The sequence below is a fragment of the Streptomyces sp. NPDC004051 genome, from assembly GCF_053604275.1.
Genome location: NZ_JBSGHG010000068.1, coordinates 1 through 15394 on the forward strand (window position 1 = coordinate 1; position 15394 = coordinate 15394).

A 15394-nucleotide genomic window follows, 5' to 3' on the forward strand; every position below is an offset into this window, starting at 1 on the left:
ACCCACCGCACCCCACCCGAATGCGCGCTCCACAGCCGCCCGTCGACGGACGGGACCAGAAGCACCGACCGCCGCATCTCACCCACCAGCGCCCGGGGATCACCGACCCCCGTCCGCTGCTCGGCGATCCGCTCGGCCAACGCCGTCCTGGGCTGCTCCACGACCCCTCCCTCGTCACGGTGCCAAAGGTGACTGACGGCACCGTAGAACAGACGCGCGTGAAGGGGGCGGTGGTTCTCGTGAAACCCGACCGGGCCCTGGTCATGCTCCGTTGAGCTGGATGCCGAGGTTCACGGGGCTTGATCCGCACCGACGGCGACGCGCCACCCCGAGCAAAGGCCGATGCGCCGGACGCACGGTGCTCACTCCGGTGCGTCCCACACGGCACGCTGGACGAACGGCGAGGACCGCGCGCCGCCACGTGGGTCGAGCGGGTCTCGTGCCGGTTCCCGGGGCAGGTCCTCGGAGCTCATCCCTTGGACGCCTTCTCCTCCTCGGCCTCGTCGGCCCCCAGCACCTTCCGGGGCCTCCGCTTCCGGCGGCCACCACCTCCGACGCCACCCGCCCGGTAAGCGGCCCCGACATCCTGGAACCGCTCGCCCGGGCGGCCTGAGGGCCCACATCACACTCCTGAAACCGCATCAGGAACGGCGTCGATCGAGCGTCAGGATTCCGCGGTCGGCCCCGCCGGTATCGCCTCCCCCGGAGACGCACTGCCACCCGACCACCTTGACCGAAGACATAGGGGCACCCCCCCCGGGTGCGCGGGGAGCGGGAGGCGGTCCCGGCCGACGGCGCGGCCCCGCCCTCCCCGGGACGACGGGGTGGACGGGGCCTGGTGTGCCCGGCCGGCCGGGTGGCCCCCACCACGCTCAGCGGCGTAGCAGCAGGGACGTCACACGGAGCCGGCCGCTGTGGATCCAGACGTCGGAGTACTCGACGGGCCGGTCGTCGGCGAGGTAGGTGACCTGCTGGAGGTACTGGACGGGGGCGCCCTCGGCGAGATCGAGGGAGGCGGCGACGTCGGCGCCGGCCGCTTCGGCGCCGAAGGTACGGCGGGCCGTGGCGATCTTCAGGCCGTAGGTGCCCTCCAGGACGCCGAAGAGGCTGGCCGAGGTGAAGTCGACCTCCTCGATGCCGGGCGCGAGGTCGGTGCGTACGAAGTTGAAGAGGAGGGCGACCGGGCCCTGATCGGTGCGCCGTACCCGTACCAGGCGCAGGACCTTGGTGCCCGGGGGCACGTCCAGGAGGGCCGCGACCGGCTTGGGCGGTGCGATCAGGGCGCACTCGCGCACCGTGGTCGTGGTCACCACGCCCTGGTCGGCGAAGTCCTCGGAGAGGGTGCTCAGTTTCTGTGCAATGGCGGGCTCGATCGTCGTCGAGGTCACGAACGTGCCCCGGCCCCGGACCTGGCGGAGCAGGCCCTCCTCGATCAGTGTGGCCAGCGCCCTGCGCAGGGTGCCGCGGCTGACGCCGAACTCCTGGGCCAGCTCCGGCTCGCTCTTGAGACGGTAGTGCGGCGGCCACTCGCCGCCGGCGATCCGCAGCCGGATGTGCTCCGAGATCTGGACGTGGATCGCCGTGGGGACGTCCCGTTTGATGCCTGGGACTCCGCCTTTGTCGGCCGTCACAGTGGTCGCATCTCCTTCTCCGCTCTCGCCGGACGCGGGTCTCGCCCCGGCGTGGAAGCCGTTCCCCGGCCGCTGTGCGCGGCCGGGGGACGGCGGTGGTGTCCGGTCAGTAGCTGACGGTGGACTCGTCACCGGTGTCGGTGATGATCGCCAGGCCGGCACTGGTCCCGAGCAGGGAGGCGCCCGCCCGCAGGAGCTCCAGGCCCTGGCGGTAGCTCTTGATCGAGCCGGACGCCTTCACCCGGACCCCTTCCCGCGCACGGTCAACAAGGTAACGAACGCTGGCGGGATTCGCAGTCTCGATCTGACCGCTGCTGGCGTTCTTCAGGAAGGACGCGCCCGCCTCCATGGCGAGGTCGACCGCGGCCTCCTTCTCCGCGTCGGTCAGCAGCGGCAGTTCGAGCATGACCTTGACGGGCAGGCCCGAGGCGCGCACGACGCCCGCGATGTCCTCGCGGAAGTCGTCGTAGCGGCCGCTCTTGAGCCAGCCGACCTGCACGCCGATGTCGAGCTGGTCGGCGCCGAGGCGGGCGATCTCGGCGGCCTCGGCGGCCTTCCCGGCGCTGGTCATGACGCCGACGCTCGGGAAGTCCAGGGCGGAGGCCACCTCGACGCCGGTGCCCTTGAGTTCGGCGACGACCAGCGGCAGCCAGGAGGCGGGGACCATCGCCGCGTTGAAGCCGTGGGTGACGGCCTCCTGGGCGTGGGCGATCATCTCGTCGCGCGTCGCGTCCGGGTCGATCTTGGTGTGCTGGATGAAGGGTGCCAACTCGGCTGGAGTGAGCTTGAGTTCGGCGGGATTGGCGATGGTTTCGGACACGGGGTGATCTCCCTTGGGTGGGTGGCGGCAGGAACCCGGCGGATCGGCCGCCGGGGCTTCTCGGTGTGCTGCCGCAGCGAGTCGACGGTGCCGTCAGCGCCCGCGTGCGGGCCTGCGCGGCTCAGACCTTGGAGGCGTACTGCTCCGGTACGACGACGCCCTCGCCGCCGAACCAGCGGGGCGCGTCGACGCCGCAGTAGAGGCCGATGTTGCCCCAGGGCTCGAAGGCTCCGGTGCGCACCACGGCCTTGGCCTCGCGGGCGAGGTCGCCGAGGACCTCGGCGTGCGGGCGGGTGGTGAACTCGGCGCCGGCGAAACGCTCGTGCAGCCAGGAGTCGAGGCGGGGGTTGTGACTCGGGACGTCCTCGGCGCGGACCACGCCCTCGACGACCAGTTCGTCGGCGATCAGGCCGAGGACGGTGCGCAGGTCGGGCAGGTTCTCGGCGAGGGCCAGGTCGATGCGGTGCGCGTCGCGCGGCACGGGGAAGCCCGCGTCGACGACGAGCAGCAGGTCGGTGTGGCCCAGGGTGGCGAGGACTCCGCTGAGTTCGGCGTTGAGGATGCCGGAGCGCTTCATGGTGGGTTCCTTTCGGGTGGGGCCGGCGGGGGTGCGGGGCGGACGGGGTCTGCGGGGTCAGGCCGCAGCCGGTGCCGCTCCGGTGGCGAGGGTCATCACGGATTCCTCGGTGGCGTCGGCGGAGTCGACGACGGCCACCAGACGGCCTTCGCTCATCACCGCGATGCGGTCGGTCAGGGTGAGCAGTTCGGGCAGGTCGGAGGAGGAGCAGAGGATGGCCAGGCCCTTGTCGGCGAGCGCGGTGAGCTGGGCGTAGATCTCAGCCTTGGCGCCGATGTCCACGCCGCGGGTGGGCTCGTCGAGGATGAGCACGCCCGGGTCGATGGCGAGCCAGCGGCCGAGGACGGCCTTCTGCTGGTTGCCGCCGGACAGGCTGGTGATGGGCTGGGTCATCGTGGCGGTCTTCACCCGCAGCCGCTGGGCCTGTTCGGTGGCGGCCGCGTCGAAGGCCCGGCGGCGGATCAGGCCGAGCCTGCTGAACGCCTTGGTGGTGAGGGCGCCGACGTTCTCGCCGACGCTCATCGTGGTCAGCAGGCCCTGGGCGCGGCGCTCGCCGGGGACGAAGGCCAGACGGCGTTCGACGCTGGCGATCGGGTTGCGCCGTTCGTAGGGCTCGCCGAGCAGTTCCACGGTGCCGCCGGTGCCGGGGTCTGCTCCGAAAAGGTTGTGGAGCAGTTCGACGCGGCCGGAGTCGGGGAGTCCGGCGACGCCGAGGATCTCTCCGGGGCGCAGCTCGAAGGAGACGCCCTGGTGGCGCTTGCCGCTCAACTCCCGAACCTTGAGGGCCGGTTCGGCGGTGGACTCGGCGACGGCGCCGACGCGACGGGTGAACTGCCCCAGTTCGCGGCCGACCATGGCGGCGACGGCCTGGTCGGGGGTGGTGTCCTCGCTGCGCCAGGAGGCGACGTGGCCGCCGTCGCGCAGGACCTGGATGTGGTCGGCCAGGCGGAAGACCTCCGGCATGCGGTGGGAGACGTAGAGCATGGTCGTCCCGTTGGCCTTGAGCTTGTCCATGAGGGCGAACAGGCGGTCGGCCTCGGCGGGGGTGAGCATCGCCGTGGGTTCGTCCAGGATCAGGACGCGGCAGCCCCGGGCGATGGAGCGGGCCACCACGATGAGCTGCTGGGTGGCCAGGTCCAGGGTGCGGACGGAGGCGTTCGGGTCCAGGTGGAGGTCGAGTTCGGCGAGGAGTTCGGTGGTGCGCTCCAGCATGCGGCGCCGGGAGGGGAACCAGCGGTTGCCCGGTTCGACGCCGCTGAGCACGTTCTCGGCGACGGTGCGGTCGGGCAGCAGCGACAGTTCCTGGGGGACGATCGCCACGCCGTGCCGGCTGAGCATGGCGGCCGGTTCGTAGGAGGTGACCTCCTCGCCGAACACGGCGACGCTGCCCTCGCTGGGCGGCTGGAGGCCGGCCAGGATCTTGAGCAGGGTCGACTTGCCGGCGCCGTTCTCGCCGAGGAGGGCGGTGATGTCGCCGGCGGGGACGTCGAAGGAGACGTCGCGCAGGGCGCGGACCGGCCCGAAGTTGCGGGTGAGGCCGCGGACTTGGACGGCCGGCCCGCCGGTGGGGTCCGGGCTCCCGGGGGAGGCGTCGTGCGCTGCGGGGGTCATCAGTCCTCCACGGTCGCGTCGGCGAGGTTGTCGCGGGTGATGAACTGGGCGCCGGTGTCCACGCCCTTGATCTCGGTGCCGTCGGCGAGGAAGTCGTGCAGCACCTTGACGGCCTGGTAGCCCTGCTCGGCCGGGTTCTGGCTGATGCTGAAGTTCAGGACGCCGCGCTCGATGTACTCGGCGGTCTGGGTGAGCAGGTCGAAGCCGCCCATGGTGATGTCGTCGGCCTTGCCGGACTGGGCCACCCACTTGGCGGCGGCCGTGGTGGAGCAGCAGTCGAGGCCGGCGACGGCGACCACGTTGGACTGGCCGGACATGGTGGACTCGACGGTGTTGTAGGCGCTGTTGGGCTCGTTGCCGACGTTGACCGGGCCGACGATCTTCAGTCCGCTGCCGTCCAGGCCCTCCTTGAAGCCGTTGAAGCGGTCGTGCGACCAGCCGGCGCCGGTGTCGACGGAGAAGACCACGACGGACTTGCCGTTGACGTCTCCCTCGAGGTCCTTGCGGAGCTGTTCGGCCTGGGCCTTGCCGGAGCCCTTGAGGTCCTGGCCGACGAAGCCCATCTGCTCGGAGTCGGGGTTGTCGGTGTTGAAGGAGATGATCGGGATGCCCGCCTTGTACGCCTGGCTGATGACGGGCTTGAGGGCGTCGCTGGAGGCGGAGGAGACGGCGAGGCCGTCCACGGCCTTCTGCTGGATGAGCGTCTGGATCTCGGAGACCTGCTTGGCCGCGTCGCCACCGGTGGGGCCGATGAGGGAGACGTCGGCGCCCAGCTCCTTCCCGGCCTTCTTCATGCCGGCGCCGATCGGCGTGGCGAAGGCGAGGGACGGGTCGTGGTAGCTGAGCTTGATGCGCATCGGCTTGTCGTCGTCGATCCGCTGCTGGATGTAGGAGGCCAGCTTGAAGGAGCCGTCGCCGGAGCCGCCGGAGCCGCTGTCGGCGGAGGTGACGGCGCCACAGGCGGTGAGGGAGAGGGCCGCGGCGGCGGCGGTGACGGCGGTGAGGCTTCTGAGGAGGGTGCGCGGGGACATGGAGGCTCCTTCGTCGGGTCCGTGGATCGGCGGTCGGGCGGGGGAGAGGAAGGGCCGGTGGGGCGGCGGGGGCGGGGTGGTGGTGGCGGGGTGGTGGTGGCGGGGTGGTCGTACCTCGGGGTACGGGTTGTACGGGGGTCGTACGCGGGTGCGGGTGCCGGGCGGAATGGCTCGGGCGCGAGTCGGACAGGGGACGGACGTGGGACCGACGTCGCTCAGGCGCGGGACTTGCGCTTGCGCTGCCAGGTGTCGGCCGCGACGGCGGCGACGATGACGAGGCCGGTGACGACGGTCTGCCAGAAGGACGAGATGCCCTTGATGTTGAGGATGTTCTGGAGGAGACCGATGAAGGCGACGCCGATGACGGTGCCCCACATCGTTCCGGAGCCGCCGAAGAGAGCGGCTCCGCCGATGATGACGGCCGAGATGACGGTGAGTTCCAGGCCCTGTCCGGTCACGCCCTGCACGTAGGAGAGGAAGGACAGGCCGAGGACGCCGGCGAGGCCCGCGGTGAAGCCGGAGAGGACGAAGGCGGTCAGCTTGACCCGCTTGACGTTGACGCCGACGAGCCGGGCGGCCTCCTGGTTGCCGCCGACCGCGTAGGTGTTGAAGCCGAAGCGGGAGCGGGCCAGCAGGACGACGCCGAGGGCGGCGACGGCTGCGAAGAAGACGAACTGCATGGGCACGAGGCCGAACAGCCGTCCCTGGCCGAGCAGGTTGAACTCGGCGACGCCCGGCTGGGAGGAGCTCAGCGAGATCGGGGCGCCGTCGGAGATGAGCAGGGCGATGCCGCGGAAGACGCTGAGCGTGCCGAGGGTGACGATGAAGGACGGGACGCCGAGGACCACCACGGCCAGGCCGTTGAAGAGTCCGGCGAGGACGCCGACCGCGAGGCCGACGAACATGGCCGCGGGCCAGCTCCAGCCGTCCGATATGAGCATGCCGGTGGAGATCGCGGAGAGGGCGTAGGTGGAGCCGACCGAGAGGTCGATCTCACCGTTGAGGATGACGAAGGTCGCCCCGACGGCCATGATGCCGATCTGCGCGATCTGCTGGCCCACCGAGAGGAGGTTGTCGGACTGGGCGAAGGTCGGCGAGAGCACGGTGCCCAGGAGGAAGAGCAGGACGAGCGCGGCGAAGACGCCGGCCTCCCGTGCGTGCAGCAGTCTGCGCAGCGCGAACGGGAACTGCCGGGTGCTCGCGTCGGACGCCGGGGCCGCGGTGGCGGGCGGCTTGGTGGTGGTCGAGGTCACGAGGCACTTCCAATCAGGGCGTTCAGCTGGGCTCTGGTGGGCAGGGCGGGGATGACGCCCGCGATCGACACGGTGTGCGAGCCCGCGACGGCGGCGAACTCCACGGCCCGGTCGACGGGCCGGCCCTCGGCCAGCGCGACGGCGAAGGCGGCGGTGAAGGAGTCCCCGGCGCCCGTGGTGTCCACGACCGTCCGGGCCGGATGCGGGGGCACCGTGGTGACGCCGGTGTCCTGGGCGACCAGCGCGCCCTCGCCGCCTCGGGTGATGACGACGGTGCCGCCGGTGCGCTCGTGCAGCGCGCGGGCCAGGTCCTCGTCGCCGAGCCCGTGCCCCTCGTCGAGGCCGAGGAGGACGGGGGCCTCCGTCTGGTTGGGTGTGAGCACGTCGATGAGGGGCCAGCACGCGTCGGGCAGTGGCCGGGCGGGGGCCGGATTCAGCAGGGTGCGGGTGCCGCTCTCGCGTCCGGCGCGGAGGGCGGCGACGACGGCTTCCTCGGGGATTTCCATGGAAACGACGAGGATGTCGGCGGAGGCGATCTCGGCACGGAAGGCGTCGACGGCGGCGGCGTCCAGTTCGTCCAGGGCGCCGGGGGCGATGGCGATGCGGTTCTCCCCGGACGGCTCGACCAGGATGAACCCGACCATCGTGGGTGCCTCGGCGGTGACCACGTGCTCGGCGCTCACCCCCTCGCGCTGCCACAACTCCCGCGCCGAGCGGCCGAACTCGTCGTCGCCGACGGCCGTGAGCAGCGTGACCTCGGCGCCCAGCCGAGCGGCGGCAACAGCCTGGTTGCTGCCCTTCCCGCCGGCGCCCGAGTCGAAGACGCCGCCCGAGACGGTCTCACCGGCCGCAGGCGCCTTGGGCACGCGCATGGTGAGGCCCGCTCCATAACTTCCGACAACCGCGATCTTCATCGATACACCACTTTGTGTATGGACAACCATGTACAAGAGAGAGCGTAGGTACAGGGATGTCCATAGTCAATGGCCTGGAACACAACGAACACGTGACGCACCCACCCCATCCCTGACCCCGGCCCGCCCCCCGTCACACACGCGCGAGGACACACCAACGGGCTCCGCTGCCCCACCGAGGCAGAGGAACCCGGCAGACCGGGGAGCCGTTGGCCACCGAAGGCCCACGCACCGCCAACGCCCCGAAGATTCCCGGCCCCTCGCGTCACGGCTGCGCACAGCGGCTCTCCCTCACCGGTGCCCGGGCACCGGGCACCGGGCACCGGGCACCGGGCAACGGGCACCGGGCAACGGGGCCGAACGCCGGAAACCAGCCGCATCCCGTACGCGCCATGGACGACCGGCGCATTCTCTCGCTACGCTCACCGAGCGATTGACAACGATGTCCCAGTCCGGGCGCAGCAGCTACGGAAAGCGGAGATCATCGATGGTCACACGGAGAGGTCTGCTGCGGACGGGCAGCGCGACCGTCGCGGCGGGCGGGCTGGGACTCGTACGGCCACCACGGGCCGGGGCCGCACCGGCGCCCCGCATCCTTCCGTCCTTCGGTCGCCCCACCCGCCTCGACGTGGCCGACGTCAGCGCCCTCGACGGCCACGACCAACTGCTTCTCACGACCCTCCAGGGCGTCGTCAACCGCCGCGAACCACGCCTCTACTTCCGTTACGACACCGGGGACGCCGACCTGCGCTGGCTGGCCGGCACCGGCGCGGGCATCACCCCTCACGACCACGCCCTGGACCTGGTGGACCGGTACCGCCGCGAGGTGCACGGCGCCGTGCTGATCGACCCGGACGTGCCCGACTCGGTCAATGTCGCCACCACCCTGGCCGGTCTGACCGACGCGGTGGCGGCCACCGCGGAACAGGCCGACCGTCACGGCCTCAGAACGGTCACCGACCTGCGCGGCCGCTTCGACCCCGACGACGTGCCCGCCACCTACCGCTGGCAGCTCCGCCACCTCTTCCCACGCTGCGCCCACACCCTGGTGGCCGGACTGCCGCCGGTCCGCACCGTGCCCGCCACGGGGGTCCGGTGGCGGGAGATCGCGAAAGAGACGGAGCGTGTGCGCGACAGCTCCAACCGCCGTACCCGCACGCTGGACCTGAGCCCGGAGCTGAGCGAAGGCGGCAACGGCGGCGCCGTGTATCTGCGGTTCCAGGACTCCTTCGGCGACGACGGCTGGGGGGCGTCCGTGGGCTCCGTCGCCCTGTACGCCGACGGGGTGCAGACCGTCGGCTTCACCCCGGGCACCGAGGCCGAGAAGCCCTACCTCTTCGACGGCCTCAACTCCTCCATCGGCGGCGACGCCAACCGGTTCGGCGACGGCAACGGCGGCTACTTCGTCTACCGTTTCACCGTCCCGGGCGGCACGGAGCGGCTGGTCGCCGAGGTCGACCTGTGGAACCAGTTCCTCGTCACCGCCACCACCACGGCCCCGACCCGACGCGAACCGTTCCCCCACTTCCGTGACTACGCGGTCGCGAGCAGGGCCATGGTCCTGTGGCTGGCGCCCGCCGGCGAGACCGGTGACCTGCTCGACGACGCGCTGAGCCGGCTCGCGCCGACCACGCCCTACACCGGCTGGTTCCCCAACGACGTGGCCGGTGAATGGGGCGGCGTCGACCGCGCCTCGCGGCACGGCGTCGAGGTCGTCGCCACGGACTTCTACATGAACGGGACGGTCCACGCGGGTGTGCCCGCGCGCGTCTCCAGCCGTGTCCGCACACGGCCGAAAGCGAGGCTCCGCAACCGCGTCTACGTCACTTTCACCGTCGGCGAGGGCGACAACGTGCAGTACTGCCAGCGTCGTATGCGGGACATCTGGGACGACCCGGCACGCGGCACCGTCCCCGTCAACTGGACCGTCAGCCCCCTGCTCGCCGACCTCGGCCCCGCGCTGCTCGCCCACTACCAGCGCACCGCCACCGACAACGACCTCCTCGTCTGCGGCCCGTCCGGCGCCGGTTACACCTACCCCGCCTCCTGGCCCGAGGAGCACCTGGCCGCCTACACCGAACTGACCGGCCGCTATCTGCGCCGCACGGGCATGGATCTCGTGTATGCGTACAACCCGCGCAACGCGGCGGGCGACGGCTGGATCCCCTTCGACGAACGCGTCGTCTCCTCGTACGCCCGCTACACACCCCTGCGCGGCATCGTCCAGTCCTGGGAGACCGGCGACCTGCAGACCCGCGCCGGCGGCATCCCGGTGATCGGCACCTTCTTTCCGCAGGGCAAGGGCCCGGAATTCCGGGACGCACTGCTGAAGCACATCGAGCACCGGGACCCGTCCCGCCCCCTGTTCATCGCCGCGGCCATCAACGCCTGGACCTGGGCACCGAACGACATCGCAGCCCTCGCGGCACTCCTGGACGACCCGTTCGAGGTGGTGCGCGGTGACGTCTTCTTCGAGTTGCTGAACAGGACCCACAACCGCGACTGACACCCCCGGACCACACTCCGGGGATGCCTCGGAACGGCCAACGCCGAGTATGCATGCGACGAGTGCCTGTCCCATGCGACCCGCCGACCGGGCAGACAGCGCCCACATACTCCACCGCGTCTGCCCGCGGGCAACCGCCGACAGGCCACCACGTCTCCGGCATCGTCAGGACTTCCAGGACGCCCCGTCCGCAGACCAGGCGACAATCAGCCACCACACCGGAAAAGCCCAGGCCGGAGTCCATGGGGCCAAGCCGTCACGCCTCGAACTGTTTCCACCGGGGAAAGACGTCGAACTCATCCCCCGCTTCCACGAAACCGCAGGTCAGCGCCCCTTCTCAGCAGGCTCCAGGATCGCCACGCACTCCACGTGGTGCGTCATCGGGAACATGTCACCATGCCAGGAAGCCGAAAGAGCAGCAGGTCAACGACTGTTTCCGACCCGGCTGGAAGTCCTTTCGGACACCCGGAGCGTCAAACGAGCGTCACGGCCCGGGTCATCATTTCGACCGAATCACATGTGGCCTCATCCCCTGGCACCGGACGTACCGGCTCGGCACCGGTCGGCAGGGCGCGGAGCGGGCGGCGGCGCGGCGGTCATCGCGGTTGACCGGACGCACTCGCTGCCGACGAGCGGGGTTCGGTTTCCCGAACCTCTGCATCGGGGGCCGACAGGCCCCTTCCTGCCGGCCGGGACCCGTGACAACGGCGCTCGTGGACGGTCTGTCGGGACCGTATCGTTTCGGCGGGTCAGGTCAGGTGTTGCTCCGGTCCGCGCCCGGAAGGCCGTCTACGGACGGCTCCAGTCAGTCGTGCGGCGACGGAACGCCTCCCAGGTCGCGCGCACGGCGGTTCGGAGTCCGGCGTCGTCGAGGTCGCCGGGTTCCGTGAGGTCGGGGTCGACCGAGTACTCCTCGAGGATCATGAACACTTCGTCCAAGAGATCACCGAGCGCGCCTCGGACCCGCTCCCCGTTCGTCTGGGAGGCCCGCCGGGCCTCCCACCAGCCGTGGGCGAAGTCCGGTGCGCTGCACGTTCCGGCCTCGGTGAACGCCTCCAGTAGTGCCAGTTGTTGTGCTGTGGCGCTGGCCGGGTCGACATCGCCGAGCCTGGACCAGGCGCGGTGACCGGGCGGATGGGAGGCAGCCACGGGTGCGAGCGAGGGGTGACGTTCCAGGAGCGTGCGTGCGTAACGGCCGAAGCGTGCGCGTGCCGTGTCAGTGCCTTCGCTGACGGCCGAGGCCATGAAAGCGGTGGTCCCCGCGATCAGCACGTAGCCTTCCTCAGGGAAGAGGACGGCTCCCTGCGCGTCGGGCGTGCGCAGCAATACGGGTGGACGCAAGCCCGTGAAGTCCGCGTCCGCGGGAACCCGGGACGTCGCCCCGGGCGCGTCGGCGAGACTCGTGGCAAGGAGGTGCGAGGCTCCCACGGCACGACAGCCGGCCTTGATCCTGCGGGCCAGCGCTGCGTCGATGTGCGCTCCCACGGGCATCGGGGCCACCGACTTCTCCCGCAGCCAGGACGACGTGAAGGTGCCGTCCGGATCGAGCACCCTGCTCGGGTCCGATGACTCTCCGACTCCTGCACCGGTCACCACAAGAACCCTTTGTCGATGATTCCCTGGAACTGTTTGTCACCCAGCTTCCATGCCGACCAGAATCTACCATCGGCGTGCAGCATGACCATTTTCTGGGATGTCGGATCGATGAAGCCGACCGCGGGCCCCTGGTTTCTGTAGTCGAACCGGTAGATTTTCGTCCCGTCCGCTGTCATGTGCTCCCGCATGGCTTCTTCGAACCGTTGCAGGTTGACCTTGTTCAGGTTTCCGGGGCTGTCGAGGAAGTCACCCGCATGAGCGTGGAACTTCTTGCTCATCACCTTCTGGCTTGAGAAGTCGGCCTTGTCCGCCCACGCGCCCCGAGGGCACGGGGCGAGTCCCAGCGGATCCGTCCAGGAATGCGGGTTGTCGACGTACGCGACGGGGTTGGGCGCAGCGCCGAGCCCGAGTGGGTCCGGGGAGGTGTAGCGGCCGGTCTCGGGGTCGTAGTGGCGGAAGTAGTTGTAGTGGAGGCCGGTTTCGGGATCGTAGTACTGGCCGGGGAAGCGCAGCGGGGTATAGGCGCTGCTGTCGCGGGCCCAGGCGGTCTTCCCCCACAAGGTGGACCGTGAACGCCAGGCGATGTCGCCCGCCTCGTCGACGAGTTCGGTGGGGGTGCCGATGAGGTCGGTGACGATGGCGAAGAACCGGCGGTCGATCTCTTCCTGGCGGTCGTCGGCCGTGAGGATGCGTTCGGTCTGGGCAAGGGGCACGTCGACGCGGTGATCCCAGGTGAGGGCAACCGTGTGCGGGAGGTCCGTCTGGCGGCTGGTCTGTTCGCACAGGATCCGGCCGTCCCAGGTGAAGTGGATCTCCTCGACCACCGTATCGCCGTCGGCCGCCAGACGCTGTTTGGCGACGCGACGTCCCAGGGGGTCGTAACGGTACCGCCACCGTGTCCCGTCCGGGGTGGTCACCGCCGTGAGGTGGTCCTCGGTGTCCCACTCGTAGTACCAGGTGTCGGGTTTGCGGGAGAGGCGGGTCTTCTGCCGCAGGGTGACGCGGCCGAGGGCGTCGTGCTCGAAGCGGACGCGGCCGGCACGCGTGAGGGCGGTGCCGGTGTAGGCACGCGGTCCGGTGGCCTCCTGGCCCGGGTGAGTATGGGGCCAGGCAGCCGCGCTCTGGTTGCCGACGGCGTCGTAGACGTAGCGCTCGGTCCAACCGTGTGCGTGGACTGCGGTGACCCTGCCGACCGGGTCGAGGTCGAACGTGCGGGTGCCCGACATCCGGTCGCTGACGGAGAGCAAGTGGCCGTCGGCGCGGTAGGTGTAGGAGCGGGTGTTCACGGCGCCTGCTCGGGCGGTGATGTCCTGCTCGGTGAGCCGTCCGGCCACGTCCCATGTGGAGGTCACGGTGAGGGCATCGCCAAGGACGCGGGTGAGCTCACGGCCGGCGGCGTCGTGGGTGAAGTCGACGTGCCGGCTGCCGGTGGTCAAGCGGTGCGGTGTTCCGTCGGCCCCATAGGTGTAGGTGGTGACATGGCCGGTGGGGGTGGTGCGACGGGTGCGGCGGCCGAGGATGTCGTAGGTGTAGGTGAGGGGGCGGCCGTCCACGAGCTCGGCCTTGACGTTTCCGCGGCGGTCGTACTGGTAGCGCAGGTCGCTGTCGGGTCCGACTGCCTCCAGCAGGCGGCCCGCCTTGTCGTAGGAGTAGGTGGTCACTTTTCCGTCGGCGTCCTTGCGGACCACCCGTCCGAGCTGGTCACGCTCGAAGGAGAGGCTCCTGCCGAGGGCGTCGACCCGGGCGGTGAGCTGCCCGGCGGCGTCGTAGCGATAGGTGAGGGTGCGGCCGTCGAAGTCGGTCTCGGAGACGGTGTTGCTGACCGCGTCGTACTCGTAGGTCCAGGCCAGTCCCTGCGGGTTGGTGACGCGGGTGAGGCGCAGATCGGAATCGTGCTCGAAGGCGTAGCGGGCCCCGTCCGGCCCGGTGCGGGCGGTGAGGAGGTCGAAGTGGGTGTACTCGAACCGGGTCACTCCTCCGGCCGGGTCGGTGTGGGTCAGACAGTTGCCCTCGCCGTCGTAGGTCCATGACTCGGTGGCGCCGTCCGGGGCGGTGCGGCGGGCGAGTTGTCCGTCGGCGTTCCAGGCGAGGCGGGTGACTCCGCCCACCGGATCGGTGATGCAGACGGGGCGGCCCAGGGGGCCGCGCTCCGTGTGGGAGACGGCACCGACCGGGTCGGTGACCTCCACCGGCAGGCCTGCGGCATCGCAGCGGACCGTGGTGGTGGCACCGAGGGCGTCGGTGACGGAGGTGAGCCGGCCGGCGTCGTCGTAGGTGTAGCGGGTGGTGTGGCCGGCCGGGTCGGTGACCGCGGTGCGGTTGCCGCGCTCGTCGTACGCGTAGGCCGTGCGGGCGCCGTCCGGCCCCACGACCTCCGTCGGCAGCCCGAGCGGGCCGCGCACAATGCGCGATTCGGAGCCGTCCGGGCGGACCACGCAGACCAGTCGGCTGTTCTCGTCGTAGGTGTAGGCGGTGGTGGCGCCCAGCGGGTCGGTGCGGGACAGCAGGTTGCCGCGGGTGTCGTAGGCGAAGCGGGTGGTGTGGCCGAGCGGGTCGGTGGTGGCGATCACCCGGCAGCGGTGGTCGATCCGGTGGCGGGTGGTGCGGCCGGCGGCGGTGGTCAGGGTGGTGGTGCGGTGGCCGGTGTCCGGGTCGGGTTCGGTGTAGGTGAGGGTGATCTGGACGTGGCCGGCTTCGCCGCCTTCGGCGATGACGCGGTCGCGGTCGTCGTAGGCGTAGTCGTAGCGGCTGTGGTTGGAGTCGGTCCAGGCGGTGACGCGGCGGCGGTCGTCGTAGGCGAAGGTGGTGGTGGCGCCGGAGGGTTTGGTGACGGTGGTGAGGTTGCCGTCCTGGTCGTAGCCGTAGGACATCAGCGGCAGGTCGGCGCCGTCCTCGCCCCCGTCGACCAGGGCGAGTGCGGTGATCCGGCCGTCGGCGGTGGTCAGCTTCAGCTGATGGCCGGCCGAGTGGACCAGGGCCGTCGGCAGGCCGTCGTCGGCGCGGTCGACGGTGATCGTGTGGCCGTTGCGTTCGGTGACGCAGGCCAGCCAGGCGGTTCCGTCGCCGCCGGGTTCGGCGTCGGGCGGGGCGGTGAAGCGGCGGACCAGGCCGGTGTCGGGGTCGGTGAGCGTGTAGTCGCCGTCCGCGTCACGGGCCAGCAGGGTGCGGGCGGTGCCGGACTCGGGACGGGTGGGGGTGCCGGGGGCGGGGTGCGGGTAGGGGATCAGCAGCCCGTCGGGGGTGACGTGGAGGACGCCGACCGGGTCGATCTGCAGGCGTTCGTCGACGGTGGAGGTCCAGGACGATCCCAGGAAACGGCCGGCCGTGCAGCCCGACTCGGTGCGGCGGGTGAACACCAGGGGCAGGATGCCGGGGATGTCCACGTCCGTCTGGGGCAGGAACATGCGGCCGGAGGCCAGGTCGACGGGGTCGGTGCCGTCGGTGGTGCGGCTGCT

General features: G+C 70.9%; 10 protein-coding genes. 1 reads left to right on the top strand and 9 read right to left on the bottom strand.

Translation table 11 applies throughout. The features are described from left to right. Positions 1-872: 872 nt before the first annotated feature. The 7 genes from ACWEQO_RS34090 to ACWEQO_RS34120 all read right to left on the bottom strand — a co-directional run bounded on the left by ACWEQO_RS34090 (position 873) and on the right by ACWEQO_RS34120 (position 7867). Positions 873-1631 carry a GntR family transcriptional regulator gene (locus ACWEQO_RS34090; RefSeq protein ID WP_361455432.1) on the bottom strand — a complete coding sequence of 253 codons (759 nt, stop codon included), beginning with the start codon at positions 1629-1631 and terminating at the stop codon, positions 873-875. Positions 1632-1737: 106 nt separating this feature from the next. After that, positions 1738-2451 carry a deoxyribose-phosphate aldolase gene (gene deoC / locus ACWEQO_RS34095; protein WP_361455435.1) on the bottom strand — a complete coding sequence of 238 codons (714 nt, stop codon included), beginning with the start codon at positions 2449-2451 and terminating at the stop codon, positions 1738-1740. A gap of 121 nt (positions 2452-2572) precedes the next feature. After that, on the bottom strand, positions 2573-3028 hold the full coding sequence (gene rbsD / locus ACWEQO_RS34100; protein WP_030225626.1) for a D-ribose pyranase: 456 nt from the start codon (positions 3026-3028) through the stop codon (positions 2573-2575). Between the two features lie 57 nt (positions 3029-3085). Continuing rightward, positions 3086-4639 (bottom strand): sugar ABC transporter ATP-binding protein, encoded by a 1554-nt coding sequence (locus ACWEQO_RS34105; RefSeq protein WP_452986405.1) that lies wholly within the window; start codon positions 4637-4639, stop codon positions 3086-3088. Further along, positions 4639-5670: a sugar ABC transporter substrate-binding protein gene (locus ACWEQO_RS34110; protein WP_361455444.1), complete on the bottom strand. Its 1032-nt coding sequence runs from the start codon at positions 5668-5670 to the stop codon at positions 4639-4641. Before ACWEQO_RS34110 ends, ACWEQO_RS34105 begins: the two co-directional genes overlap by 1 nt. 215 nt (positions 5671-5885) lie before the next feature. Then, positions 5886-6923, bottom strand: coding sequence for an ABC transporter permease (locus ACWEQO_RS34115; protein ID WP_452986406.1), 1038 nt, complete (start codon positions 6921-6923; stop codon positions 5886-5888). Continuing rightward, positions 6920-7867, bottom strand: coding sequence for a ribokinase (locus tag ACWEQO_RS34120; RefSeq protein ID WP_361455450.1), 948 nt, complete (start codon positions 7865-7867; stop codon positions 6920-6922). Before ACWEQO_RS34120 ends, ACWEQO_RS34115 begins: the two co-directional genes overlap by 4 nt. A 457-nt stretch (positions 7868-8324) precedes the next feature. Between ACWEQO_RS34120 and ACWEQO_RS34125 the strand changes: the two genes are divergently transcribed. Next, positions 8325-10343: a GxGYxYP domain-containing protein gene (locus ACWEQO_RS34125; RefSeq protein ID WP_452986407.1), complete on the top strand. Its 2019-nt coding sequence runs from the start codon at positions 8325-8327 to the stop codon at positions 10341-10343. Between the two features lie 789 nt (positions 10344-11132). Here the strand turns inward: ACWEQO_RS34125 and ACWEQO_RS34130 are convergent. Next, positions 11133-11936, bottom strand: a complete 804-nt coding sequence (locus ACWEQO_RS34130) for a hypothetical protein (protein ID WP_452986408.1) — start codon at positions 11934-11936, stop codon at positions 11133-11135. After that, positions 11933-15394: RHS repeat-associated core domain-containing protein (locus ACWEQO_RS34135; RefSeq protein ID WP_452986409.1), on the bottom strand; the 3462-nt coding region annotated here is incomplete at its 5' end. The genes ACWEQO_RS34130 and ACWEQO_RS34135, both read right to left, overlap by 4 nt.

What these genes read in the sequence shown, in the direction of transcription:
- rbsD (WP_030225626.1), bottom strand. Translation starts at nt 3,028, where the DNA reads ATGAAGCGCTCCGGCATCCTCAACGCCGAACTCAGCGGAGTCCTCGCC.
- ACWEQO_RS34105 (WP_452986405.1), bottom strand. Translation starts at nt 4,639, where the DNA reads ATGACCCCCGCAGCGCACGACGCCTCCCCCGGGAGCCCGGACCCCACC.
- ACWEQO_RS34110 (WP_361455444.1), bottom strand. Translation starts at nt 5,670, where the DNA reads ATGTCCCCGCGCACCCTCCTCAGAAGCCTCACCGCCGTCACCGCCGCC.
- ACWEQO_RS34120 (WP_361455450.1), bottom strand. Translation starts at nt 7,867, where the DNA reads ATGGTTGTCCATACACAAAGTGGTGTATCGATGAAGATCGCGGTTGTC.
- ACWEQO_RS34125 (WP_452986407.1), top strand. Translation starts at nt 8,325, where the DNA reads ATGGTCACACGGAGAGGTCTGCTGCGGACGGGCAGCGCGACCGTCGCG.